This window comes from Citrobacter sp. wls615 (assembly GCF_005281355.1).
In the GTDB taxonomy this organism is placed as follows: domain Bacteria; phylum Pseudomonadota; class Gammaproteobacteria; order Enterobacterales; family Enterobacteriaceae; genus Citrobacter; species Citrobacter werkmanii.
Genome location: NZ_SZXM01000005.1, coordinates 211479 through 232706, shown reverse-complemented (window position 1 = coordinate 232706; position 21228 = coordinate 211479). Strand labels below are relative to the sequence as shown.

25 protein-coding genes are annotated in these 21228 nt (G+C 53.4%); 5 read left to right on the top strand and 20 right to left on the bottom strand.

What is annotated here, in order from left to right; all coding sequences use genetic code 11:
• The first annotated feature begins 113 nt into the window (after positions 1-113).
• Positions 114-554, top strand: a complete 441-nt coding sequence (locus FDX04_RS01825; RefSeq protein ID WP_103769558.1) for a DUF2756 family protein — start codon at positions 114-116, stop codon at positions 552-554.
• On the opposite strand, the gene ugpQ is transcribed toward FDX04_RS01825, so the two are convergent.
• The 14 genes from ugpQ to livK all read right to left on the bottom strand — a co-directional run bounded on the left by ugpQ (position 551) and on the right by livK (position 12230).
• Positions 551-1294: a glycerophosphodiester phosphodiesterase gene (ugpQ, locus tag FDX04_RS01820; RefSeq protein WP_137370372.1), complete on the bottom strand. Its 744-nt coding sequence runs from the start codon at positions 1292-1294 to the stop codon at positions 551-553. The genes FDX04_RS01825 and ugpQ overlap by 4 nt on opposite strands.
• On the bottom strand, positions 1291-2361 hold the full coding sequence (locus FDX04_RS01815; RefSeq protein WP_042311854.1) for a sn-glycerol-3-phosphate import ATP-binding protein UgpC: 1071 nt from the start codon (positions 2359-2361) through the stop codon (positions 1291-1293). The genes ugpQ and FDX04_RS01815 overlap by 4 nt, the downstream gene beginning before the upstream one ends.
• Before the next feature lies 1 nt (position 2362).
• Positions 2363-3208: a sn-glycerol-3-phosphate ABC transporter permease UgpE gene (gene ugpE / locus FDX04_RS01810; RefSeq protein ID WP_137370371.1), complete on the bottom strand. Its 846-nt coding sequence runs from the start codon at positions 3206-3208 to the stop codon at positions 2363-2365.
• Complete coding sequence (gene ugpA / locus FDX04_RS01805) at positions 3205-4092, bottom strand: sn-glycerol-3-phosphate ABC transporter permease UgpA (protein WP_038634974.1); 888 nt, start codon at positions 4090-4092, stop codon at positions 3205-3207. Before ugpA ends, ugpE begins: the two co-directional genes overlap by 4 nt.
• A gap of 101 nt (positions 4093-4193) precedes the next feature.
• The gene (gene ugpB, locus FDX04_RS01800; protein WP_042311849.1) at positions 4194-5510 is read right to left on the bottom strand and encodes a sn-glycerol-3-phosphate ABC transporter substrate-binding protein UgpB; all 1317 of its coding nucleotides are present in this window, start codon (positions 5508-5510) and stop codon (positions 4194-4196) included.
• 280 nt (positions 5511-5790) lie between these two features.
• Entirely contained in the window at positions 5791-6159 is a 369-nt protein-coding gene (locus FDX04_RS01795) for a type II toxin-antitoxin system death-on-curing family toxin (protein WP_137361609.1), read from the bottom strand.
• On the bottom strand, positions 6156-6377 hold the full coding sequence (locus FDX04_RS01790; RefSeq protein WP_137361610.1) for a type II toxin-antitoxin system Phd/YefM family antitoxin: 222 nt from the start codon (positions 6375-6377) through the stop codon (positions 6156-6158). The genes FDX04_RS01795 and FDX04_RS01790 overlap by 4 nt, the downstream gene beginning before the upstream one ends.
• Before the next feature lie 58 nt (positions 6378-6435).
• Positions 6436-6843 (bottom strand): dTDP-glucose pyrophosphorylase, encoded by a 408-nt coding sequence (locus FDX04_RS01785; RefSeq protein WP_137370370.1) that lies wholly within the window; start codon positions 6841-6843, stop codon positions 6436-6438.
• Between the two features lie 140 nt (positions 6844-6983).
• The gene (locus FDX04_RS01780) at positions 6984-7265 is read right to left on the bottom strand and encodes a hypothetical protein (protein WP_042311846.1); all 282 of its coding nucleotides are present in this window, start codon (positions 7263-7265) and stop codon (positions 6984-6986) included.
• A gap of 98 nt (positions 7266-7363) precedes the next feature.
• Entirely contained in the window at positions 7364-8077 is a 714-nt protein-coding gene (gene livF, locus FDX04_RS01775; RefSeq protein ID WP_137361612.1) for a high-affinity branched-chain amino acid ABC transporter ATP-binding protein LivF, read from the bottom strand.
• Positions 8078-8094: 17 nt separating this feature from the next.
• The gene (livG, locus tag FDX04_RS01770) at positions 8095-8862 is read right to left on the bottom strand and encodes a high-affinity branched-chain amino acid ABC transporter ATP-binding protein LivG (protein WP_003023438.1); all 768 of its coding nucleotides are present in this window, start codon (positions 8860-8862) and stop codon (positions 8095-8097) included.
• Positions 8859-10136 carry a branched chain amino acid ABC transporter permease LivM gene (livM, locus tag FDX04_RS01765; protein ID WP_048215381.1) on the bottom strand — a complete coding sequence of 426 codons (1278 nt, stop codon included), beginning with the start codon at positions 10134-10136 and terminating at the stop codon, positions 8859-8861. Before livM ends, livG begins: the two co-directional genes overlap by 4 nt.
• Complete coding sequence (gene livH, locus FDX04_RS01760; RefSeq protein ID WP_003827575.1) at positions 10133-11059, bottom strand: high-affinity branched-chain amino acid ABC transporter permease LivH; 927 nt, start codon at positions 11057-11059, stop codon at positions 10133-10135. The genes livM and livH overlap by 4 nt, the downstream gene beginning before the upstream one ends.
• 61 nt (positions 11060-11120) lie before the next feature.
• Positions 11121-12230: a high-affinity branched-chain amino acid ABC transporter substrate-binding protein LivK gene (gene livK, locus FDX04_RS01755; RefSeq protein WP_038634989.1), complete on the bottom strand. Its 1110-nt coding sequence runs from the start codon at positions 12228-12230 to the stop codon at positions 11121-11123.
• A 423-nt stretch (positions 12231-12653) separates the two neighbouring features.
• Here livK and panM point away from each other — a divergent pair, with 423 nt between their 5' ends.
• Positions 12654-13037 (top strand): aspartate 1-decarboxylase autocleavage activator PanM, encoded by a 384-nt coding sequence (panM, locus tag FDX04_RS01750; RefSeq protein WP_137370369.1) that lies wholly within the window; start codon positions 12654-12656, stop codon positions 13035-13037.
• A gap of 140 nt (positions 13038-13177) precedes the next feature.
• Here panM and livJ read toward each other — a convergent pair whose 3' ends face one another.
• From livJ to ftsY, 5 genes are all read right to left on the bottom strand, one after another.
• The gene (gene livJ, locus FDX04_RS01745; protein ID WP_170975136.1) at positions 13178-14281 is read right to left on the bottom strand and encodes a branched chain amino acid ABC transporter substrate-binding protein LivJ; all 1104 of its coding nucleotides are present in this window, start codon (positions 14279-14281) and stop codon (positions 13178-13180) included.
• Between the two features lie 270 nt (positions 14282-14551).
• Positions 14552-15406, bottom strand: a complete 855-nt coding sequence (rpoH, locus tag FDX04_RS01740) for an RNA polymerase sigma factor RpoH (protein WP_038634997.1) — start codon at positions 15404-15406, stop codon at positions 14552-14554.
• Positions 15407-15674: 268 nt separating this feature from the next.
• Positions 15675-16733 (bottom strand): permease-like cell division protein FtsX, encoded by a 1059-nt coding sequence (gene ftsX / locus FDX04_RS01735; protein WP_042311999.1) that lies wholly within the window; start codon positions 16731-16733, stop codon positions 15675-15677.
• Complete coding sequence (gene ftsE / locus FDX04_RS01730; protein ID WP_006687468.1) at positions 16726-17394, bottom strand: cell division ATP-binding protein FtsE; 669 nt, start codon at positions 17392-17394, stop codon at positions 16726-16728. The genes ftsX and ftsE overlap by 8 nt, the downstream gene beginning before the upstream one ends.
• A gap of 2 nt (positions 17395-17396) precedes the next feature.
• Positions 17397-18920, bottom strand: a complete 1524-nt coding sequence (ftsY, locus tag FDX04_RS01725; protein ID WP_137370367.1) for a signal recognition particle-docking protein FtsY — start codon at positions 18918-18920, stop codon at positions 17397-17399.
• A 151-nt stretch (positions 18921-19071) separates the two neighbouring features.
• On the opposite strand from ftsY, the gene rsmD reads away from it, so the two are divergent.
• Entirely contained in the window at positions 19072-19668 is a 597-nt protein-coding gene (gene rsmD, locus FDX04_RS01720; RefSeq protein WP_137370366.1) for a 16S rRNA (guanine(966)-N(2))-methyltransferase, read from the top strand.
• Positions 19658-19933 carry a DUF1145 family protein gene (locus FDX04_RS01715; RefSeq protein ID WP_003023415.1) on the top strand — a complete coding sequence of 92 codons (276 nt, stop codon included), beginning with the start codon at positions 19658-19660 and terminating at the stop codon, positions 19931-19933. Before rsmD ends, FDX04_RS01715 begins: the two co-directional genes overlap by 11 nt.
• Positions 19934-20032: 99 nt before the next feature.
• Here the strand turns inward: FDX04_RS01715 and FDX04_RS01710 are convergent, their stop codons facing one another.
• Positions 20033-20392, bottom strand: a complete 360-nt coding sequence (locus FDX04_RS01710; RefSeq protein WP_048236961.1) for a DUF2500 domain-containing protein — start codon at positions 20390-20392, stop codon at positions 20033-20035.
• Positions 20393-20533: 141 nt separating this feature from the next.
• On the opposite strand from FDX04_RS01710, the gene FDX04_RS01705 reads away from it, so the two are divergent.
• Positions 20534-21160, top strand: a complete 627-nt coding sequence (locus FDX04_RS01705; protein ID WP_137361616.1) for a lysoplasmalogenase — start codon at positions 20534-20536, stop codon at positions 21158-21160.
• Positions 21161-21228: the final 68 nt, after the last annotated feature.

Sequence of the window (21228 nt, the reverse complement as noted above, 5' to 3'; positions counted from 1 at the left end):
ATTCTCCAGATGTATGGGGTCGGCCCCCACTAAGCCTGGTGCATAACTCTGAAATAATCATCGTAACGGCGAGAAAGGAGTAAACTTAAACGATCCCCGAGAGGAGAAAAGCGATGAAACGACTCTTACTTTTAGCCATGCTATTGCCGTTTGCAGGCTTTGCACAGCCCATCAACACCATGAATAACCCGAATCAACCGGGTTACCAGATCCCGAGCCAGCAGCGTATGCAGACCCAAATGCAAACGCAGCAAATTCAGCAAAAAGGGATGCTCAACCAGCAGTTGCAAACGCAAACCCGCATGCAGCAACAGCATATGGAAAACCAAATCAACACGAACTCCCAGCGAGTCCTTCAGTCTCAGCCTGGCGAGTTGAATTCGGGTCAACAGCAGATGCTGCCCAACAGCAACGGGGGCATGTTGAACGGAACCCGTAATCCGGACAGCTCGCTGAATAAGCAACATATGCTGTCGGAGAAAAAGAACGGCGACATGCTGAAGCCCTCCAGCACGCCGCAGCCTAACGTTCCGTTAAAAACGATTGGGCCTTAATAGGGTTGGAAATCCGGCCCTATCGTATCAATGGCATCGGTACAGATGCAGTCCACTCCCCAGCGCAGCAGTTCCGCCGCGCGCTGGGGTCGGTTGACGGTATAAACCAAAATACGTAGCCCTGCGTCGCGCAGCGCATCCACGCGCACTTCATCCAGCAGCTTATGATTAAGATGAATCGAGACGCAGCCAAGCCGCGTGGTCAGCTCACGCCAGTCGTCACGCCATTCATCAAGCAGTAAACCGCGCGGCAGTTCTGGAACCGCCTGCTGAGCAGCTTCAAGCGCATCAATTTCAAAAGACGACAACAGCGGCGGCGTCATTCCCGCCCACAGTTCACGCGCGGCCAGCGCCACGACTCTGCCGGTTAGCGTTCCGGTGCCGGTTGTGGGTTTAATTTCAATATTCGCCATCATGCCGTGCTGACGGCAGCGCGCGGCCACTTGCGAGAGCAGCGGCAGCGGTTCGCCTTTAAACTCGCCGCTAAACCAGCCGCCGGCGTCCACGCGTAATAGATCCTGCCAGTTCAGCTCGCCCGCCACGCCCCAGCCGTTACTGGTCCGTTCCAGATTGTCGTCATGCAGCAGAAAGATCTCACCGTCTTTCGACAACTTAGCGTCAAACTCAATCATGGTATGCCCGTATCGCGCCCCCACGTCGATCGCCGCCAGGGTGTTTTCCGGTGCCAGCTTACCGCCGCCGCGATGGGCGGCAATGTGGGGATAAGGCCAGTTACTCATACGCGTTGTCCTGTTTCGCCATCAAAGAGATGCAAATGATTTTCTGGCAGATGCAGCCATAGCGTGCTACCTGCCGTCGGGCGATGCTGATGCGCCAGTCGCACCACCAGCTTTTGCTCACCCCAGCGTCCGTGCGCCAGGTTATCCGCGCCCAGCATTTCCAGCGTATCGACAACCAACGGCACACCGCCATCGGCCTGCGAGCTTAACGCAATATGCTCCGGGCGGATACCCAGCGTCATGTTACGCCCAATATATTCCCGGACGTTCCTGGCAATGGGCAGGGCCATGCCGTCATCCAGTTCAAAATGCGTACCCGAAGCGCTAATGCGCCCGTCCAGCAGGTTCATCGCCGGGCTGCCGATAAAGCTCGCCACAAAACGGCTGGCAGGTTTCTCGTACACCTCAACCGGCGTACCGATCTGCTCGGCAATGCCTTTGTTCATCACCATCACCCGCTGGGCAAGGGTCATGGCTTCAACCTGATCGTGCGTCACATACAGCGAGGTGGTTTTCAGTCGGCGATGCAGATGTTGTAACTCCAGACGCATCTGGACGCGCAGCTTGGCATCGAGGTTAGAAAGCGGCTCATCGAACAGGAATACCGCCGGATCGCGAACAATCGCCCGTCCCATCGCCACGCGCTGACGCTGGCCGCCTGAAAGTTCGCGCGGGCGACGTTTTAGCAATTCACCCAGTTCGAGAATACGTGCCGCCTCTTTCACCCGTTCGGCAATATGCTCCTTGCCCATTCCACGAATCTTCAATCCCCAGGCCATGTTTTCTTCCACGCTCATATGCGGGTAGAGGGCATAGTTCTGGAACACCATTGCAATGCCGCGATCTTTCGGCTCCATCTCGGTGACGCGCTTATTATCGATCCAGATATCGCCGCCACTGACCCGCTCCAGCCCAGCCACCATCCGCAGCAGCGTAGACTTGCCGCAGCCGGATGGCCCGACCATCACGATAAACTCACCGTCCGCAACGTCCAGCGTCAGCGGTTTAATCACCTGGGTTTTGCCATCCCAGCTTTTGGTTACTGCCTGTAGTTTTAAACCAGCCATTTTATTTCTCACTGTCCACTAAACCACGCACGAAGGCACGCTGCATGGCTAACACGATGATTACCGGAGGGATGAGCGTCAGCAACATGGCTGCCATCACCTGATTCCATTGGGTGGTACCTTCGCCGGTGGCGATCATGCCTTTGATGCCCGCCACCGCAGTGCCCAGGTTGACATCGGTAATAATTAACAACGGCCACAAATACTGGTTCCAGCCGTAGATAAAGGTGATCACGAACAGCGCCGCCAGATTGGTTTTTGACAGCGGTAGCACGATATCGCGGAAAAAACGCATCGGTGACGCGCCGTCAATACGCGCCGCTTCAACCAGCTCATCCGGTAGCGTCATAAAAAACTGACGGAACAGGAAGGTCGCAGTAGCCGATGCCATCAGCGGCAACGTCAGACCCGCGTAGCTGTCGAGCATTTTCAGGTTGGCGATCACTTCCACCGTCGGGAAAATACGCACCTCAACCGGCAGCATCAGGGTGATAAAAATCATCCAGAAGAACAGGTTGCGCAGCGGAAAGCGAAACCAGACGATAGCGAACGCGGAGATCATAGAGACGGTGATTTTCCCCACCGTAATACTGAACGCCATGATGAAACTGTTGAGCATCATCAACCAGAACGGCGCGCTGTTGACGCCCACGCCGTTGACCCAGATGTATTTCATGTTTTCCAGCAACTGCGTGCCGGGAACAAGCGTCATCGGCGTTTCAAATACCGCTTTGTTGTCCAGCGTCGCCGCGACAAACGCGACGTACAGCGGGAACAGGATCACCATGATCCCCATAATCAGCATGGCATGGCTAAATATTGTCAGCCCACGACGGTTCTCAATCATTGGTAACGCACCTTACTTTCCACATAGCGGAACTGCACCACTGTCAAAATAATGACCAGGAACATCAGCACCACCGACTGCGCGGCTGACGCAGAGAGATCCAGGCCGACAAAGCCTTCACGATAGATCTTATAAATCAACGTGGTGGTCGCCTGTACCGGTCCACCTGCCGTGGCGGCGTCGATCACCGGGAAGGTATCGAAGAAGGCATACACCAGATTCACCACCAGCAGAAAGAAGCTGACTGGCGCAATCAGCGGCAATGCCAGCTTAAAGAAGCGGCGAATCGGCCCCGCGCCATCAATCGCGGCGGCTTCGATCAGCGATCGGGGAATAGATTGCAGTGCGGCAAAGAAGAACAGGAAGTTGTAACTAATCTGCTTCCAGACAGACGCGAACACCACCAGAAACATTGCCTGACCGCTGTTTTGCGCGTGGTTCCAGTCATAGCCAAACTCACCGAGAAAATGGGTAATCAGCCCGCGACCCGGGTTGAACAGGAAGATCCACAGTACGGCGGCAACAGCGGGCGCAACGGCGTAGGGCAACAGCATCAACGTCTGGTAAAAACGGCTACCGCGCACGACATAATTCACCAGCGCAGCAAAAAACAGCGACACCAGCAGGCCGCTTACCGTAACCAACGTACTGAACTTTATCGTCGTCCAGAACGAATCAAGGTAGTACGGGTCATGGAACAGCGCGACAAAGTTTTCCAGTCCGACAAACTGGCTGGAAAGACCAAAAGGATCAACGCTTTGTAGCGAGTACCATAGCGCTTCACCGGCGGGCCAGATAAAGAAAATAACGGTGATAACCAACTGCGGGGCCACCAGTAAATAGGGGAGCCAGCGCGAGCGGAACACCGGACGGGATGAGGACATGAAGGTTCTTTTCCTGGAAGGTGCCGGATGGCGCTACGCTTATCCGGCCTACGCGTACTTTGTAGGCCGGGTAAGGCAAAGCCGCCACCCGGCATTTCATATTAAGATTTGGTCGATTGCTCAAAGCGGCGCAGTAACTGATTGCCACGCTCAACCGCGGCATCCAACGCCTGCTGTGGGGTTTTCTTTCCGGTCCACACGCTTTCCAGCTCTTCATCCACGATGGTACGGATCTGCGGCATGTTGCCCAGACGCAGCCCTTTAGTGAACGGTAACGGCGGTTTGTTCAACATCTGACGAGTGGCGATATCGGCCCCTGGGTTCTTATCATAGAAGCCCTGCTCGCGAGTCAGATCGTACGCGGCGGTGGTGATCGGCAGATAGCCGGTCTTCTGATGCCATTCGGCAGCAATCTCTGGTTTCGCGAGGAAGTTAAGGAACTGCGCCACGCCTTCGTAGGTGGCTTTGTCTTTGCCTTGCATCACCCACAGACTAGCTCCACCGATAATCGCGTTCTGCGGCGCGCCCTTCACGTCGGCATCGTACGGCATCATGCCGACGCCATAGTTGAATTTGGCGTAGTGACGGATGTCGGCCAGAGAACCAGAAGAAGCAGTGGTAATGGCGCAATCCCCATTGTAGAACTTCTCGGTGGACTCATCTTTACGTCCGAAGTAGCTGAAATCACCTTTTTTATTCAGCTCTTCCAGTAGTGCAATGTGTTTCACCTGCTCCGGTTTATTGAACTCCAGCACCGCGTCAGTACCGTCAAAACCGTTGTTTTTGGTGGCGACCGGCAGACCGTTCCAGGCGCTGAAGTTTTCAATCTGAATCCAGCCCTGCCAACCGCTGGCGTAGCCACACTTCATACCTGCGGCTTTCAGCTTCGCGGTGTATTCCGCCAGATCCTGCCAGGTTTTTGGCGGTTGCTCAGGGTCTAAACCGGCTTTTTTGAAGGCGTCTTTGTTGTAATACAGCACCGGCGTGGAGCTGTTAAACGGCTGGGAGAGCAGATGTCCGCTTTTCGAGTCAGTGTAATAACCGGAAACCGTCGGCACGAACTGAGATTCATCGAAGTTGATGCCAGCCTCTTTGAATACTTCATAGACCGGTTTAATGGCTTTTGAGGCCATCATCGTTGCCGTACCCACTTCATAAACCTGCAACAGCGCAGGGGCGTTTCCGGTACGGAAGGCGGCAATACCTGCGCTCAGGCTCTGCTCGTAGTTACCTTTGTACTGTGGAACAATTTTGTAGTCGGGGTTGGCGGCATTAAAACGTTGCGCCAGTGAATCAACTTCTTTACCCAGTTCGCCTTCCATTGAGTGCCAGAACGGGATGGTGGTAACTGCCATCGCCTGACCTGCAAATGCCAGGCTAAGTGCCAGTCCTAAAGCTGTATGTCGTAACGATATCATCGGTTATCTCTCTTGTTGTGCCGGATGCGCGATATCACGCGTTTTATGCTCGCGGGGGTAACATGACATGCTCGAATGACAGAAAAATAACTTTTTTATTACAAAAAAAAGATAGTAAGGCGACAAACAGATGGCAAGGCGGTGACGGTGCTAAGGAAGCAAAGTGGGAGCTGTAACACTTATAGAGAAAGTGCCTACGAACCGCCGGATGGCGATGCTAACGCATCTTATCCGGCCTACAATGGCTTGGGTAGCCCGTCCAGACGAAGCGCCACCGGGGTTATGCACGTAAGCGGGAGGCTATTTGTTCCAGCGTCAGTTGGCCCGCAGCCGCTTCAACCGTCATGGCGACAAAATCCGGGTTTGCAGGCAAAGCTATCCCGTTACGCTTTAAAAACAGTAACGTAATAAACAAAGCGGTACGTTTGTTACCGTCATTAAAAATATGCCCACGTGAGATAGCCAGTAAATGCATTGCGGCCAGCAACCACACGTCGGTCACACCTTCGTATTCAATTTGATTTAACACTCGATACATCAGCGCTTCAGCACGACCAGGATCAGGCATGCCCGCAACGCCAGGCGTTACGCGTAGCAGCCTGTCGTGAAACTGGATTATCTCTTCCGCTGAGATAATTTGTAGGGTCATTTATCCGCCAGCTCCCTGATTTCATTACCATGTAACATCATGATATCGGCAAATTCATCATCAAGTCTTGCAGCCTGATAGCGTTCGAACTCTTCCGCGCTGATGATTACGGCAGGCTTATGACCACGACGTGTAATAGTGACAGGAACGCCGGTGACAGCGCTCTCCAGTACTTCAGCCAGATTTTGTCGGGCTTCGCTATAGTTCATGGTACGCATCAAAACCTCCTCAGATGTACAACTCAATTGTACATCTAAGATGTACAAAAAAGAAGTATTACTCAGGTTGTGCGAACGTAAACTCCAGCGCCAGTCCCAGGATCTGCATACCGTGGATATTATCTTCCGGCGATATCGCCACCAGACTTTCCAGAAACTTGAGTCGTCGCGACTGGGCGTTAATGATGAGCTTTCCTCGTAACGCAGGAAGCTTCAGCGAAGAGATGGGGTAAACCACACGGCCAACGACTTCAACCGGCAACTTGCGTAAGTCAACCTGTTGCAGCACACCAACAGAAGAGTACAGCAATGCGACAGGCGTAACGGCAAGCAACGGCGCGCTACTGATACTCACAAAATCCAGAAGTAGCTCGGGGCGCAGATAGTGCAGTCCATTAAAAGAGACCGTAACACCGTCTATTGCGGGCATGGGCAGCACGTCAGTTTGACGCGGTAAATCATTCATTCAATTACCATTGACTCAAGATATACATCAAGCCGTTGATTATGCAGCAAATAACCTATGCTTGCTGGGACAAGGCTCGCAATACCTGCAGATTTAGCTAGCGACGTTACCTGACACGCTGCCCATTCACTCCGGTAACGTTAATCCCGACGCCAGCGTCGTTCAAATTCATTCTGTAAACGCTGCTGTTCCCGCCGCTCACGTTCACGCTGGATATCTGATTTCTCATCTTCCCAGCCAGGGCATACCGAGCTGGTGAATACTTCGCAGGGCGAGCTGGACTGTGCCAACGGGTTGGTTGGTTTCTCTTCCCAGATAGACGGATCGCGCGGGTCGAACGTTTGCGGTTCCAATGCCTGAGCGCCAGATGCAAACGCCAATAACAGAGTTCCAATCATCATGCAGGTACCTGAACGTATCATCCTTTCTCCATGTTCATATTATTATTGATAACCATTCTCAATAATAACATAACGCGATAAAAAGGGGCCATCAGGCCCCTTAACTCTTAAGAGAAATCTTAACCGCCCAGATAAGCGCTACGCACCGCTTCATTCGCCAGCAGCGCATCGCCGGTGTCTTCCAGTACCACATGACCATTTTCCAGCACGTAGCCGCGGTCGGCGAGCTTCAGCGCCTGGTTGGCGTTCTGCTCGACGAGGAAGATGGTCATCCCCTGCTCGCGCAACTGCTCAATGGTGTTAAAGATCTGCTGGATGATAATCGGCGCCAACCCCAGAGAAGGTTCATCCAGCAGCAACAGGCGCGGCTGGCTCATCAGCGCGCGGCCTATCGCCAGCATCTGCTGTTCACCGCCGGACATGGTGCCCGCACGCTGAATGCGACGTTCATGCAGGCGCGGGAACAGTTCGTAAACCCACTTGATACGTTCCTGAAACTGGTCCTTCTCGGCAAAGAAGCCGCCCATCGCCAGGTTCTCTTCCACCGTCATGCGCGAAAAAACACGACGCCCTTCCGGGACGATCGCCACCGCTTCGCGCATGATTTTCGCTGTCTGCCAGTCGGTAATGTCTTTACCATCAAAGACAATTCGCCCGCTGGTCGCGCGTGGGTCGCCGCATAACGTACCGAGCAGGGTGGTTTTACCCGCGCCGTTGGCGCCGATAAGCGTTACGATTTCACCCTGATTGATATACAGGCTAACCTCGTGCAGCGCCTGAATTTTGCCGTAGTGGGCGCTGACTTTATCGAACGATAACATCGCCTTATCCATATTATGCCTCGCCCCCATTATGCTTCACCTAAATAGGCGCGGATCACGTCCGGGTTATTACGAATCTGTTCCGGCGTCCCGTTCGCCAGCGGCGTGCCCTGGTTCACCACGTAAATACGGTCGGAAATCCCCATCACCAGCTTCATATCGTGCTCAATCAGCAGGATAGTGGTGTTGTGATGGTTACGCAGCTCGGCAATCAGTTCGTCCAGCTCTTTGGTCTCTTTTGGGTTCAGGCCCGCCGCTGGTTCGTCGAGCATCAGGATTTCCGGCTGCGTCACCATGCAGCGGGCAATCTCCAGACGACGCTGGTCGCCGTAGGCCAGGTTACTGGCCTGACGGTTGGCATGCTCCAGCAAGCCAATACGCTCCAGCCAGGTGGCGGCGCGATCCAACGCTTCACTCTGCGCGCGACGGAACGACGGAGTTTTCAACAGGCCGGAGAAGACGCCGGTTTTCAGTTGCTGATGTTGCGCCACCAGCAGGTTTTCAATCACCGTCATCTCACGAAACAGACGCACGTGCTGGAAAGTACGCACCACGCCCATACGCGCGATTTGCTGACCCGGCAACCCTTCCAGGTGCTGGTCGCGTAGCTTAATCGTCCCGCCTGTCGGCTTATAAAAACCGGTCAGGCAGTTGAAAACCGTGGTTTTTCCCGCGCCGTTCGGGCCGATCAACGAGACAATCTCCTGCGGCCGCAGTTCCAGTTCAACATTGTTTACCGCCAGCAGACCGCCGAAGCGCATCATCAGGCCGTTAACGGATAATAATGGCTGACTCATGCCTGCTCTCCTTTTGCTTCCCCGTTTTTCAGCTTCAACTGTGGACGGGTCATCGGCAACAAGCCCTGCGGACGCCAGATCATCATCAGTACCATTAAACCACCCAGCATTAACATGCTGTATTCGTTGAAATCACGCATCAGCTCGCGTGACACTACCAGCAGGATGGCCGCGAGGATCACCGCAAACTGTGAGCCCATTCCGCCCAGTACCACAATCGCCAGCACAAAGGCCGACTCGGCAAAGGTGAAGGATTCCGGGCTGACGAAGCCCTGGCGCGCGGCAAACAGCGTACCAGCAAAACCGGCAAACGCGGCGCTGATGGTAAAGGCGGTCAGCTTGATGCGCGTGGGGTTTAGGCCCAGAGAACGACAGGCAATTTCATCTTCACGCAACGCTTCCCACGCTCGCCCCAACGGCATACGCAGCAGACGGTTGATGACAAACAGCGAGAACACCACCAGCAGCAGCGCCACCAGATAGAGGAAAATGACGCGGTCAGACGGATCGTACTTGACGTTAAAGAAGTTGCTGAAGGTATCCCAGCCGCCTTCACGGGCGGTACGGCTGAACTCCAGACCGAAAAAGGTCGGTTTCGGGATCTGGCTAATACCGTTTGGACCACCGGTTACTTCGGTGTTGTTGAGCAGCAGAATACGGACGATTTCGCCGAAGCCTAAGGTCACAATCGCCAGATAATCACCGCGCAGGCGCAGTACCGGGAAGCCAAGCAGGAAGCCCGCAGCAGCTGAAACCAGCCCCGCCAGCGGCAGACAGGTCCAGAAGCCCAGACCGTAATAGTGGTTCAGCAGCGCGAAGGTGTAAGCGCCGATGGCATAGAAGCCGCCGTAGCCCAGCACCAGCAGGCCGGAAAGCCCCACCACCACGTTTAAGCCGAGGCCGAGGATGATATAAATCATCGTCAGCGTGGCGATATCCACCGTACCGCGCGACACCATAAACGGCCACGCCACGGCAATCACCAGCAGCGCCACCAGGAACAGCTTCTGTTTAACGGTGGAGCCGTCAATCGCCGGCAGAATAAATTTCGGTCCAGAGACGCTCTTCAGGCCTTTCTGGAAGGCTGGACGCAACAGCTGGAAGAGAAAGACCACACCAGTGCCGATAAACACCCACTGCCAGCGGATATCCGCGGCGGTATCGACCACCAGTTTGGTGCCGTCAAGCTCCAGTTGGACCCCCATAAAGACGCCCGCCAGGACGAAGAACATAGCGGCAGAGAGCAGCGCCATTGCAAAATGCATCGGTTTCATACTTTCTCTACCTCCGGGCGACCCAGAATACCGGTTGGCATCACCAGCAGCACCAGAATCAGCAGCGCGAATGAAACCACGTCTTTGTATTCAGTACTCAGATAAGCAGAGGAGAGCGCTTCCGCGACGCCCAGAATCAGACCGCCGATCATCGCCCCAGGGATGCTACCGATGCCGCCCAGTACCGCCGCGGTAAAGGCTTTCATCCCGGCCATAAAGCCGATGTACGGGTTAATTACGCCGTAGAACTGACCGAGCAGCACGCCCGCTACCGCCGCCATAGCCGCACCAATCACAAAGGTCAGCGCAATCACGCGGTCGGTGTTAATCCCGAGCAGGCTGGCCATTTTCAGGTCTTCAGCGCAGGCACGACAGGCGCGGCCCATACGCGAATAGCGGATAAACAGCGTCAGCGCCAGCATCGCCAGGAAGGTTACAATCCAGATAACCAACTGCATGGTGGTGATAGACGCAGAGAAGTTATCACTACTGCCGACAGTCCACTGGCCGTTAAACAGGCTGGGCAGCGCCACGTCGCGCGAACCTTCCGTCAGGCTGACGTAGTTTTGCAGGAAGATGGACATCCCGATAGCGGAAATTAGCGCGATCAAACGCTTGGAGCTGCGCACGGGCCGATACGCCACCCGTTCAATACTCCAGCCGTAGGCGCTGGCAATCACAATCGCGCCGACGAAGCCCGCCGCGACCAGTAGCCAACTGGAATCAATCCCCATCATCATTAGCGCAGCGATGATCATAAAGGAGACATAGCTGCCGATCATATACACCTCGCCATGGGCGAAGTTAATCATGCCAATAATGCCGTACACCATCGTATAACCGATGGCGATCAGCGCGTAGGTGCTTCCCAGCGTGACGCCGTTAAACATCTGCTGCAAGAAATAGAGGAACTGCTCGGACATAAGGTAACCTTTCTTAACCCGCCCGTTTTGCACGGGCGGTGGGATAACTCGTCTTCAGGTATTACTTCGCGACGGTCGATGATCCGTCGGCGTGCCACTGGAAGACACCAAACTCAAATCCCTTCAAATCGCCTTTTTCGTCCCATTTCAGCGGCCCAATCACGGTATCAGCCCCGTGTGCTTTCAGATCTTTCACCAGATCCAGCGGCTCTTTGCTTCCGCTGCGATCCATTGCGCTCGCCAGTGACTGGACGGCTGCATAAGTGATCCACACGTACGGTCCGGTTGGATCTTTCTTGTCAGCTTTGAGTGCATCGACAATCGCTTTATTCGCCGGATCCTGGTCATAGCGTTTTGGCATCGTCACTAGCATGCCTTCTGCGGCATCACCAGCAATGTTAGACAGAGAAGCATTACCCACACCCTCTGGCCCCATAAACTGAGTTTTCAGGCCAACGGAGCGCGCCTGGCGCAGCATTTGCCCCATTTCCGGGTAGTAGCCGCCGTAATAGACGAAGTCGATATTTTCTTTCTTCAGGCGGGCAATCAGCGCAGAGAAATCTTTTTCCCCGGCGGTGATGCCATCAAAGAAGACGATGTTGGCTTTGCCCGCTTTCAGGCTGTCCTGCACCGAACGCGCCAGACCTTCACCATATTGCTGTTTATCATGGATGATGGCGATGCGCTGCGGCTTCACCTTCTCCAGAATGTATTTCGCGGCCGTTGGTCCTTGGGAGGAGTCCAGACCCGCAGTACGCATAATGTGTGCGTAACCGCGCTGAGTCAGTTCCGGGTTGGTTGCCCCCGGGGAAATCATCAGGATCCCTTCGTCTTCATAGATGTCTGACGCTGGCTGAGTCGAAGATGAGCACAGGTGGCCAATAACATACTGAATACCGTCGTTGACGATTTTGTTTGCTACGGCAACAGCCTGTTTTGGATCGCAAGCATCGTCATATTCCACGGCGACCAGCTTGTCGCCTTTGATCCCACCTTTGGCATTGATATCTTTAATGGCCTGACGTGCGCCATTAAATTCCATATCACCCCACTGTGCGACCGGACCCGACATCGCCCCGACAACAGCAACCTTAATATCTTCTGCCATGACAGCATGCGACATTGCCAGTGCTATCACCCCTGCGATGATTGTTTTCGCATTCCGTTTCATTACCTGAATCCCCATTCGTGACGTAATTAATATTTTGTATTTATGTGGTTAAAAAGCAGACTGTGCTTTTTTTGAACTGTACTATTTTTACCAATCTCATTAATGGTTTAGCACAGTTTTTTAAGCAAAATCAGGCTAAAATCTCTATATTTCAGTCGATTAAGAAAAGATAATATTCTGCTTTTCACTATAGATAAACAAAAAAAAGCACGTTTGTCAGCATAAAATAACGGTACAAAGAGCGGAATAAAATGCTGCATCCCAGGGTATTATCCTGCCTGTTTTTCAATCTCTAATGTTTCAAACTGTCATTACCGTTGTCGCAAAACGATTAACCTGGTTAATCACATAAAAAAGAGAAAGCATCCGGGTGAATTATTTCGGTACACTGCTTCCATCTTTTGTGATTTGGACATGCTGCTAATGAAGCTGACCATCGTTCGTTTAAACAACTTTAGCGCCCAGGATCTGATTGATCTGGGCAAAATCTGGCCGGAATATTCCGCCTCATCGTTAAGCGTAGATGAAACGCACCGGATCTACGCCGCGCGTTTTAACGAGCGTCTGTTAGGCGCGGTTCGCGTAACCCTGAGCGGCACGCAAGGCGCATTAGATTCATTACGCGTACGCGATATCACCCGCCGTCGCGGTGTCGGGCAGTATTTGATCGAAGAAGTCATCCGGGAAAACCCTGACGTGAGTTCATGGTGGATGGCCGACGTCGGCGTTGAAGACCGCAGCGTGATGGCCGCGTTTATGCAGGCGTTAGGGTTTACGGCTCAGAAAAATGGCTGGGAAAAAAGATAAAAAAACGCCTCGCAATTTTCCAGGAATTTCACGTTGCAGGAAGACGGCAAGTTATGAAGTCCCCGGTCACTTACATAAGTAAGTGACCGGGGTTGAATAACGTAGCCAACGCATCTGCAGCGCGAAAGGCGCCAGGAAAATTATTTGGCGTCTGTCGCCGTACCATTAGCATGCCAGTCAAACACGCCGAATTCGAAGCCTTTCAGATCGCCCTTCGCATCCCATGACAGCGGCCCCATTACGGTTTCCACTGAGTTTGCTTTCAGGTATTTGGCAATTTCAGCCGGATCGTCAGACTGGTTCAGGCCGGCCTGCAAGGATTGCAGCGCGGCGTAAGTGGTCCACACGAATGCGCCACTTGGATCCTGTTTCTTGGCCTTGATAGCATCCACAATCGGTTTGTTTGCAGGCACCTGATCGTAGTTCTTCGGCTTAGTTACCAGTAAGCCTTCCGCAGACTCACCCGCAATGTTAGACAGCGACACGTTCGCTACCCCTTCCGGTCCCATAAACTGGGTTTTCAGACCTGCGGCACGAGACTGACGCAGGATCTGCCCCATTTCCGGGTGATAACCACCGTAGTAAACGAAATCGATATTCTCTTTCTTCAGGCGCGCTACCAGCGTCGAGAAGTCTTTTTCACCGGCGGTAATTCCGTCAAAGAACACCACGTTGGCGTTGCCTTTCTTCAGGCCGTCCTGCACCGCACGCGCCAGACCTTCACCGTACTGCTGCTTATCGTGAATGATGGCGATGCGTTGCGGCTTCACTTTTTCCAGAATGTATTTGGCGGCAGTTGGCCCCTGATCGGAATCCAGGCCGGTGGTACGCATCACCAGCTTATAACCACGCGCAGTCAGCTCCGGCGCCGTTGCTGCCGGAGTGATCATCAGAATGCCTTCATCTTCATAGATATCTGACGCGGGCTGGGTAGAAGATGAGCACAGATGACCGATAACGTATTTAATCCCGTCGTTGACCACTTTGTTCGCGACCGCTACCGCTTGTTTCGGGTCGCAGGCGTCGTCGTATTTCACCACGACCAGTTTGTCACCTTTCACCCCGCCCTTGGCGTTGATATCCGCAATCGCCTGCTCTGCGCCAGTAAACTCCTGATCGCCATACTGTGCTACCGGACCGGACATTGCGCCGACAACGGCCACTTTAATATCCTTAGCAAACGCCATATTGCTCAAAGACAGGGCGATACATCCTGCCAATAACGCTTTACCCTTCGTATTCATCCTGACAATCCCCATTATTGTGGTTATTACGTATGTTGTGATGTTGTTGTTCAGCACTTTATTTCGATTATTGGATAGCCACCCGTGCTTTAGCAGCATACTCTGCTAAAACATACCCGATTTTTATTATTTTGGAATAGCTAAATTTGACATGCAGATAACAACTTGATGACAAAAAGCCTAAACGTCAGGAGATAGAGGGAGAGATAAAAACAAAAAACCCCGGATTTTCATCCAGGGTTTATCAGCATTTCCAGGTTTCCTGGAAGATTACGCTTCGATCGCCGCGCGCAGTTTTTTCATGGCGTTTTTCTCAAGCTGACGCACACGTTCAGCGGAGACGCCGTAGCGGTCGGCCAGTTCCTGCAACGTGGACTTGTTGTCTTCGTCCAGCCAACGAGCGCGGATGATATCCTGGCTACGTTCGTCCAGACCTTCCATTGCGTGAGTCAGTTTGTTCGCGGCCTGATCTTCCCAGTTATCTTCTTCAATGCCATCGGCAAAATTAGAGGATTTATCCTGCAGATACAGAACCGGCGCCATCGGCTGGCTGTCAGACTCGTCGTCCGAAGACATGTCAAACGTCATGTCCTGCGCCGCCATACGGGATTCCATTTCACGCACGTCTTTGCTGGAAACACCCAACTCACGAGCCACCATTTCAACTTCGTCCTGGTTGAACCAGCCCAGACGCTGCTTGGTTTTACGCAGGTTAAAGAACAGCTTACGCTGTGCTTTAGTGGTCGCGACTTTCACGATACGCCAGTTACGCAGAACGTATTCATGGATCTCAGCTTTGATCCAGTGCACAGCGAAAGAAACCAGGCGCACACCCACTTCCGGGTTGAAACGGCGCACGGCTTTCATCAGGCCGATATTACCTTCCTGAATCAGATCCGCCTGCGGCAGGCCATAGCCCGCGTAGTTACGAGCAATATGAACAACAAAGCGCAGGTGAGACAGGATCAGCGTTTTAGCTGCTTCCAGATCGCCCTGGTAATGCAGCTTTTCAGCCAGTGCCCGCTCCTCGTCAGCCGACAACATCGGCCACGCGTTCGCAGCCCGGATGTAAGATTCCAGGTTACCAACAGGGGCTAAAGCTAAATTTTGCATTTCTTTGGTCATTCAAATCCTCTCAATCTTTTCATCTGGCGCGTTGGCAAAACCAATTAACAAAAACCAGTAGCAACAACCATGCCAGAGCTTATGAGCAACGAGAATATCATTCAATCTTTTATCAGACAGTGATTTTATCCACAAGTTCCATGTCGTAATGTGTATAAATTACGCACAAAATGTGACATCACAATGAATACGCCGGGAAGAGATAACAGGGACTCTTTCCCTGCAGAGCGAACTACTCAGTGCAGGGAAAGATTATACCAGAGATTTTTTAATCGGGGGTAAAGTGGCGTAAATGTTGAACCGTGGCAAGCCAGGCTGCCACCCAGCCGATCATTGAGCACACCAGCAGCAATAACAGGCACTCGTCGAATGATAAACCATTGATATCAAACTTTGTTCCAAAAACCTGCGCCACTTCAGTTACCGCTGACGACAAACGCATCACCAAAATTTCTGACAAAATCAGTGAAAGAAATGCGCCGGAAAAACCGAGCAGCGCGCCGCCGTAAAGGAATGGACGCAGGATAAATCCGTCCGTTGCGCCAATCAGCTTTTGCACGTTAATGGTATCGCGACGCGCAAAAATACTCAGGCGCACGCTGTTACCGATGACGAGGAAGACCGCCGCCACCATCAGCACGCCAATCATCGCGGATACGCGCCCCACGAGTCCCGTCAGCGCCGCCAGACGAGCGAACCAGCTGTCGTCCATCCGCACTTCATCAATACCGTTGATTTGTGCAATACGGTCACGCAGGGTGTTCAGCGACTCCGTCCCCTGGAAGTCCAGTTTCGGGATCACCACCGCTACGGCTGGAAGCGGATTCTCTTCCAGCATATCCAGCGCGCCGCCAAAGCCGGACCAGTTACGGAATTCGCCCAACGCATCTTCGCGGGAAAGATAATTTACTTTCTCGACGCCCTGTTCGGCCTGCAACTGACCCACCACCCGCGCCGCCGCGTCATCATCTAGCGTTTTTTGCAGATAGACGGTGATTTGCGGCGAGGGATAATACTGGCTTGCCGCCTGGTTTACGTTTTTATAAACCATGTAACACACGCTTGGCAGCGTCAGGGAGATGGCGATCACCATCACCGTCAGGAACGTCGCCAGCGGCTTACTTTTCAGGTCCTGCAACGCGCCCTGGAACGCGTAACGCACCTGCTCGTTAAAAACGTTGGTTTTACGTGAGTTCGGTTTTGGCGCGGCTTTCGCACGCTTCGGCGCATTACGACCGCCATCACCCGGCGCGCCGCCTGATTTACGAAAACGATCCAGTCGGCCACCGAACTGTTTGATTTGATTGATAGCGTCACGTCTATTCATGCGCCAGGCCTCCATGCAGGTGTCCATCACTCAGGACCAGCTGGCGGTAGGAGCGACGGGAGATCAGACCAATATCGTGCGTGGCCATTAATACCGTGACCCCGACGCGGTTAAACTCTTCGAACAGGCGAAGGATCCCTTCCGACAGCGCGTCATCCAGGTTCCCCGTCGGTTCATCCGCCAGCAGTACCGCAGGTTTATTCACCACCGCACGGGCGATACCCACACGCTGTTGCTCACCGCCAGAGAGCTGAATCGGGAAGTTTTTCGCTTTGTCCAACAGCCCGACCTTATCCAGTGCCGCTGACACGCGACGACGAATATCGTCCCCGCTGGCGCCCGCGATGATCAGCGGAATTGCCACGTTGTCAAACACGGTTCTGTCCATCAACAGGTGGTGATCCTGAAAAATCATGCCAATCTGACGACGCAGAAACGGCACTTCACGGTTTTTCAAACGGCTGATGTCATGCCCGCTGAAATAGATTTTTCCGGCGCTGGGCCGTTCAATTCCACAGATCAGCTTCAGCAGGGTACTTTTACCCGCACCAGAGTGGCCGGTCAGAAACGCCATCTCGCCAGGCTGCATATGGAAGGTCACTCCCTGCAGCGCTTGTCTCCCACCGAGATAGGCCTTGCTGACATGTTCAAAGCGAATCATTGTTAATCCTCTCGGGCAAAAAGTGCCTCAATAAAATCGTCCGCTTTAAACGGACGTAAATCCTCGATACGTTCGCCCACACCAATGTAACGGATAGGGATGCCAAACTGATCGGCAACCGAGAAGATGACCCCCCCCTTCGCCGTACCGTCCAGCTTGGTCAGGGTGATACCGGTTAAGCCCACCGCTTCATGGAACAGTTTGGCCTGGCTTATCGCATTCTGCCCGGTACTGGCGTCGATAGTCAGCATAACTTCATGCGGCGCCTCTTCGTCGAGCTTCTTCATGACACGAACGATTTTTTTCAGTTCTTCCATCAGGTGCGATTTGTTCTGCAAACGCCCTGCGGTATCAGCGATCAGCACGTCTACGTTACGAGCCTTCGCGGCCTGAATGGCATCAAAGATAACCGAGGCGGAATCCGCGCCGGTATGCTGCGCAATCACCGGGATATTGTTACGCTGACCCCAGACCTGCAACTGCTCTACCGCTGCCGCACGGAAGGTATCGCCCGCCGCCAGCATCACCGTTTTACCCTGCTGCTCAAACTGACGCGCCAGCTTACCAATGGTAGTTGTTTTACCCACGCCGTTGACACCAACCATTAAGATAACAAATGGCGTTTTACCCTCAACGTTCAGCGGCTCATCAACCTTCGCCAGAATCTCGCCCATCTCATCTTTCAGCAGGCCATACAGCGCTTCTGCATCTTTGAGCTGCTTGCGGCTGGCGCCTTCCGTCAGATTCGCAATAATTTTGCGGGTCGTTTCTACACCCACATCGGCGATCAGCAGTTGCTCTTCCAGCTCTTCAAACAGATCATCGTCGATCTTTTTACCGCGGAACAGACTGATAAATCCGGAACCGAGGTTTTCTTTTGTTTTCAGCAGGCTGCGTTTCAGACGCGCAAAGAAACCTTCTTTAGTTGGTTTTTCCTGCTCCTGGACCGCCTCTTCTACCGGTTCTTCAACGGCAGGTTCTTCAACCGGCACCACCATGACGGCTTCTTCCGCCGCCTCAGCGGCCAGGGCCTGCGCTTCCAGCTCTTCATCGGTCAGCTGCGGTTCGTTTTCGGCTTCTTCTTCAACCGCCTCGACGATTTCTACAGTTTCTGCTTCAGCCTGCCACTCTTCGGCAGAAACATCTGCGGTTTTCACCTCTTCCGGCAGCGGCAATTCTTCGTGTTCGATAACCGCCGCCGCAGGGGTTTCCACTGCAGGTTCAACAGTGGATTCAGCAACCGCTTCAACTTCCGGCTGCGGTTGCTCAGCAACAGGTTCTTCTTCCGGCTGCAGTTTTTCGATTTCCGCAACCTGTTCAGTGACTTCAACAACTTCAGCAGCAAAGGCTTGTGTTTGTGCCTCGCTACGGGTTTCCTCGGCGCGCGGCTGTTCGTCAACGACGGTAGTTTCTTCAGCAACCGGTTGTTGTTCTTCGTTTTTTAGTTCTGTCTCGTTTTCCGGTGCCTGCTCTTTTTGACCAAAGCCCAGCCAGGAAAAAAAGCCACGTTTTTTCTCTTTCGCCATTTGCGACTACACTCCCCCGCTGTTGCTTCATGGCACAGCGTCAACGCTATGTACATAGCAGCTAAAAAAATGATGAAATAGTCTATCACTTAACTTAACTCACATCACCGCCTGGAATGACATGCTATAGGCGGATTGAGCAATAATAGAAATGAAAAAACCGAATCACTCTGGTAGCGGCCAGATCCGCATTATTGGCGGGCAATGGCGTGGCCGTAAACTCCCGGTTCCGGACAGCCCCGGCCTGCGTCCGACCACCGACCGCGTGCGCGAAACCTTATTTAACTGGCTGGCCCCGGTAATGGTCGATGCCCGGTGCCTGGACTGTTTCGCCGGTAGCGGTGCGCTAGGGCTGGAAGCGCTCTCCCGCTATGCGGCAGACGCCACGCTTCTGGAGATGGATCGCACGGTATCGCAGCAGCTACAAAAGAATCTCGCCACGCTGAAGGCAAATCATGCCCGCGTCGTCAATGCCAATACGCTGGCGTTTCTGGCCCAAACCGGTACGCCGCATAACGTGGTGTTCGTTGACCCGCCGTTTCGCAAAGGATTACTGGAAGAAACATTAACCCTTCTGGAAACCCATGGCTGGCTGGCAGATGAAGCGTATATCTACGTTGAAAGCGAAGTCGAAAACGGCTTACCGCCGGTTCCGGTGAACTGGTCGCTATACCGTGAGAAAGTCGCCGGACAGGTCGCCTATCGCCTGTACCAACGTGAAGCACGAGGAGAACACGATGCTGATTAACCTGGGGCGCCTGCTGATGCTGTGCGTCTGGGCATTTTTACTACTGAATATTTTTCAACCCTTTCCACGCCCGCTTAACATCTTCGTTAACGTCGCACTGATATTTATGGTGCTGATGCATGGCATGCAGCTGGCGCTGCTAAAAAGCACCATGCCTAAAGATGGCCCGCAGATGACCAACGGAGAGAAAATCCGTATTTTTCTGTTCGGCGTCTTTGAGCTACTGGTGTGGCAGAAGAAGATTAAAGATCAGTTGAAGAAGTAGCTGTGATCTTTTCTCCCGGCGGCACGTTGCGGGCCGGGGCGAAAAATCTGTAGGCCGGATAAGGCGTAAGCCGCCATCCGGCATCAGTCAGATGACACCTTAGCGTTCAAGCGTAAAATCAACAAATCGCGAACCTTTGTAACTCAGCGTGCCTTTATCCCCGACCGTTAACGCGTGGTACTGCTGCGCATCCAGACGAAACGTCTGCTCCATCCCCCCGTTTTGTGGCTTAAAGCTGGCTTCATAGCGCATGCTGGTTCCTGCCGGGCTCACTTCCTGCTGACGGGATCGCCGATCGTTTAGCGGTTTTTCCCGTTTGTTACTCACCACCACCTGCTTTTGCACCAGCGGCGCCGCATCATTATCGGCTTTTTCTCGCCGCTGCTGAACAAAGCGAAACGACGCAGCGACAACGATTAAGACAATGATAACAATGAAAAAAAGTGGTGGTTTGCTCATATTATTAACCCATCAGAAAATGCGGAAATAAGCATACATCGCCTGTTATGGTGTTGTCATCTGGCTGTGTCGACCTCTACACTGGACAGTAGAGCCGTGAGCACCCCGCTTACGAAAAAATAACGAATTCAAGGAACTAAGATGCTTTGGTCGTTTATCGCTGTCTGTCTTTCCGCATGGTTGTTCGTGGATGCTTCCTATCGTGGGCCCGCCTGGCAACGCTGGGTCTTTAAACCCCTAACTTTACTCCTGCTGGCGCTGCTGGCCTGGCAGGCGCCAATGTTTAACGCCATCAGCTATCTGGTGCTGGCAGGGCTGCTTGCCTCACTGCTGGGCGATGCGCTGACGCTGTTGCCGCGCCAACGTCTGCTGTACGCCGTGGGGGCATTCTTCCTGTCGCATCTGCTGTATACCATCTATTTCGCCAGCCAAATGACGCTGTCGTTCTTCTGGCCTTTGCCGTTGGTGCTGGTAGTGCTGGGGGCGTTGCTGATCGCCGTGATCTGGACGCGTCTGGAAGAGCTGCGTGTCGCTATCTGCACCTTTATCGGCATCACGCTGATGATGGTCTGGATGGCCGGTGAGCTGTGGTTCTTCCGCCCCACTGGCCCCGCGCTGTCGGCATTCCTCGGCGCCTCATTATTGTTCATCGGCAATTTTGTCTGGCTGGGTAGCCATTATCGCCGCCGCTTCCGCGCCGATAACGCCATTGCCGCCGCCTGCTACTTCGCCGGACATTTCCTGATTGTTCGTTCGTTGTATCTCTAATATCGCTTGACTCTGGAGTCGACTCCAGAGTGTATCCTTCGGTTAATACGAAATGATTATTAACCGGA

Excerpts from the sequence above, each read along its gene's own strand:
- FDX04_RS01790 (WP_137361610.1), bottom strand. The coding sequence starts at position 6,377 with ATGCGTACCATGAACTATAGCGAAGCCCGACAAAATCTGGCTGAAGTA.
- ugpB (WP_042311849.1), bottom strand. The coding sequence starts at position 5,510 with ATGATATCGTTACGACATACAGCTTTAGGACTGGCACTTAGCCTGGCA.
- livJ (WP_170975136.1), bottom strand. The coding sequence starts at position 14,281 with ATGAATACGAAGGGTAAAGCGTTATTGGCAGGATGTATCGCCCTGTCT.
- FDX04_RS01815 (WP_042311854.1), bottom strand. The coding sequence starts at position 2,361 with ATGGCTGGTTTAAAACTACAGGCAGTAACCAAAAGCTGGGATGGCAAA.
- livM (WP_048215381.1), bottom strand. The coding sequence starts at position 10,136 with ATGAAACCGATGCATTTTGCAATGGCGCTGCTCTCTGCCGCTATGTTC.
- FDX04_RS01715 (WP_003023415.1), top strand. The coding sequence starts at position 19,658 with ATGCTGATTAACCTGGGGCGCCTGCTGATGCTGTGCGTCTGGGCATTT.
- FDX04_RS01795 (WP_137361609.1), bottom strand. The coding sequence starts at position 6,159 with ATGACCCTACAAATTATCTCAGCGGAAGAGATAATCCAGTTTCACGAC.
- FDX04_RS01785 (WP_137370370.1), bottom strand. The coding sequence starts at position 6,843 with ATGAATGATTTACCGCGTCAAACTGACGTGCTGCCCATGCCCGCAATA.
- FDX04_RS01825 (WP_103769558.1), top strand. The coding sequence starts at position 114 with ATGAAACGACTCTTACTTTTAGCCATGCTATTGCCGTTTGCAGGCTTT.
- panM (WP_137370369.1), top strand. The coding sequence starts at position 12,654 with ATGAAGCTGACCATCGTTCGTTTAAACAACTTTAGCGCCCAGGATCTG.
- livH (WP_003827575.1), bottom strand. The coding sequence starts at position 11,059 with ATGTCCGAGCAGTTCCTCTATTTCTTGCAGCAGATGTTTAACGGCGTC.
- rpoH (WP_038634997.1), bottom strand. The coding sequence starts at position 15,406 with ATGACCAAAGAAATGCAAAATTTAGCTTTAGCCCCTGTTGGTAACCTG.
- rsmD (WP_137370366.1), top strand. The coding sequence starts at position 19,072 with ATGAAAAAACCGAATCACTCTGGTAGCGGCCAGATCCGCATTATTGGC.
- ftsX (WP_042311999.1), bottom strand. The coding sequence starts at position 16,733 with ATGAATAGACGTGACGCTATCAATCAAATCAAACAGTTCGGTGGCCGA.
- ugpA (WP_038634974.1), bottom strand. The coding sequence starts at position 4,092 with ATGTCCTCATCCCGTCCGGTGTTCCGCTCGCGCTGGCTCCCCTATTTA.
- livG (WP_003023438.1), bottom strand. The coding sequence starts at position 8,862 with ATGAGTCAGCCATTATTATCCGTTAACGGCCTGATGATGCGCTTCGGC.
- livK (WP_038634989.1), bottom strand. The coding sequence starts at position 12,230 with ATGAAACGGAATGCGAAAACAATCATCGCAGGGGTGATAGCACTGGCA.
- FDX04_RS01780 (WP_042311846.1), bottom strand. The coding sequence starts at position 7,265 with ATGATACGTTCAGGTACCTGCATGATGATTGGAACTCTGTTATTGGCG.
- FDX04_RS01710 (WP_048236961.1), bottom strand. The coding sequence starts at position 20,392 with ATGAGCAAACCACCACTTTTTTTCATTGTTATCATTGTCTTAATCGTT.
- ugpE (WP_137370371.1), bottom strand. The coding sequence starts at position 3,208 with ATGATTGAGAACCGTCGTGGGCTGACAATATTTAGCCATGCCATGCTG.
- ugpQ (WP_137370372.1), bottom strand. The coding sequence starts at position 1,294 with ATGAGTAACTGGCCTTATCCCCACATTGCCGCCCATCGCGGCGGCGGT.
- ftsE (WP_006687468.1), bottom strand. The coding sequence starts at position 17,394 with ATGATTCGCTTTGAACATGTCAGCAAGGCCTATCTCGGTGGGAGACAA.
- ftsY (WP_137370367.1), bottom strand. The coding sequence starts at position 18,920 with ATGGCGAAAGAGAAAAAACGTGGCTTTTTTTCCTGGCTGGGCTTTGGT.
- FDX04_RS01705 (WP_137361616.1), top strand. The coding sequence starts at position 20,534 with ATGCTTTGGTCGTTTATCGCTGTCTGTCTTTCCGCATGGTTGTTCGTG.
- livF (WP_137361612.1), bottom strand. The coding sequence starts at position 8,077 with ATGGATAAGGCGATGTTATCGTTCGATAAAGTCAGCGCCCACTACGGC.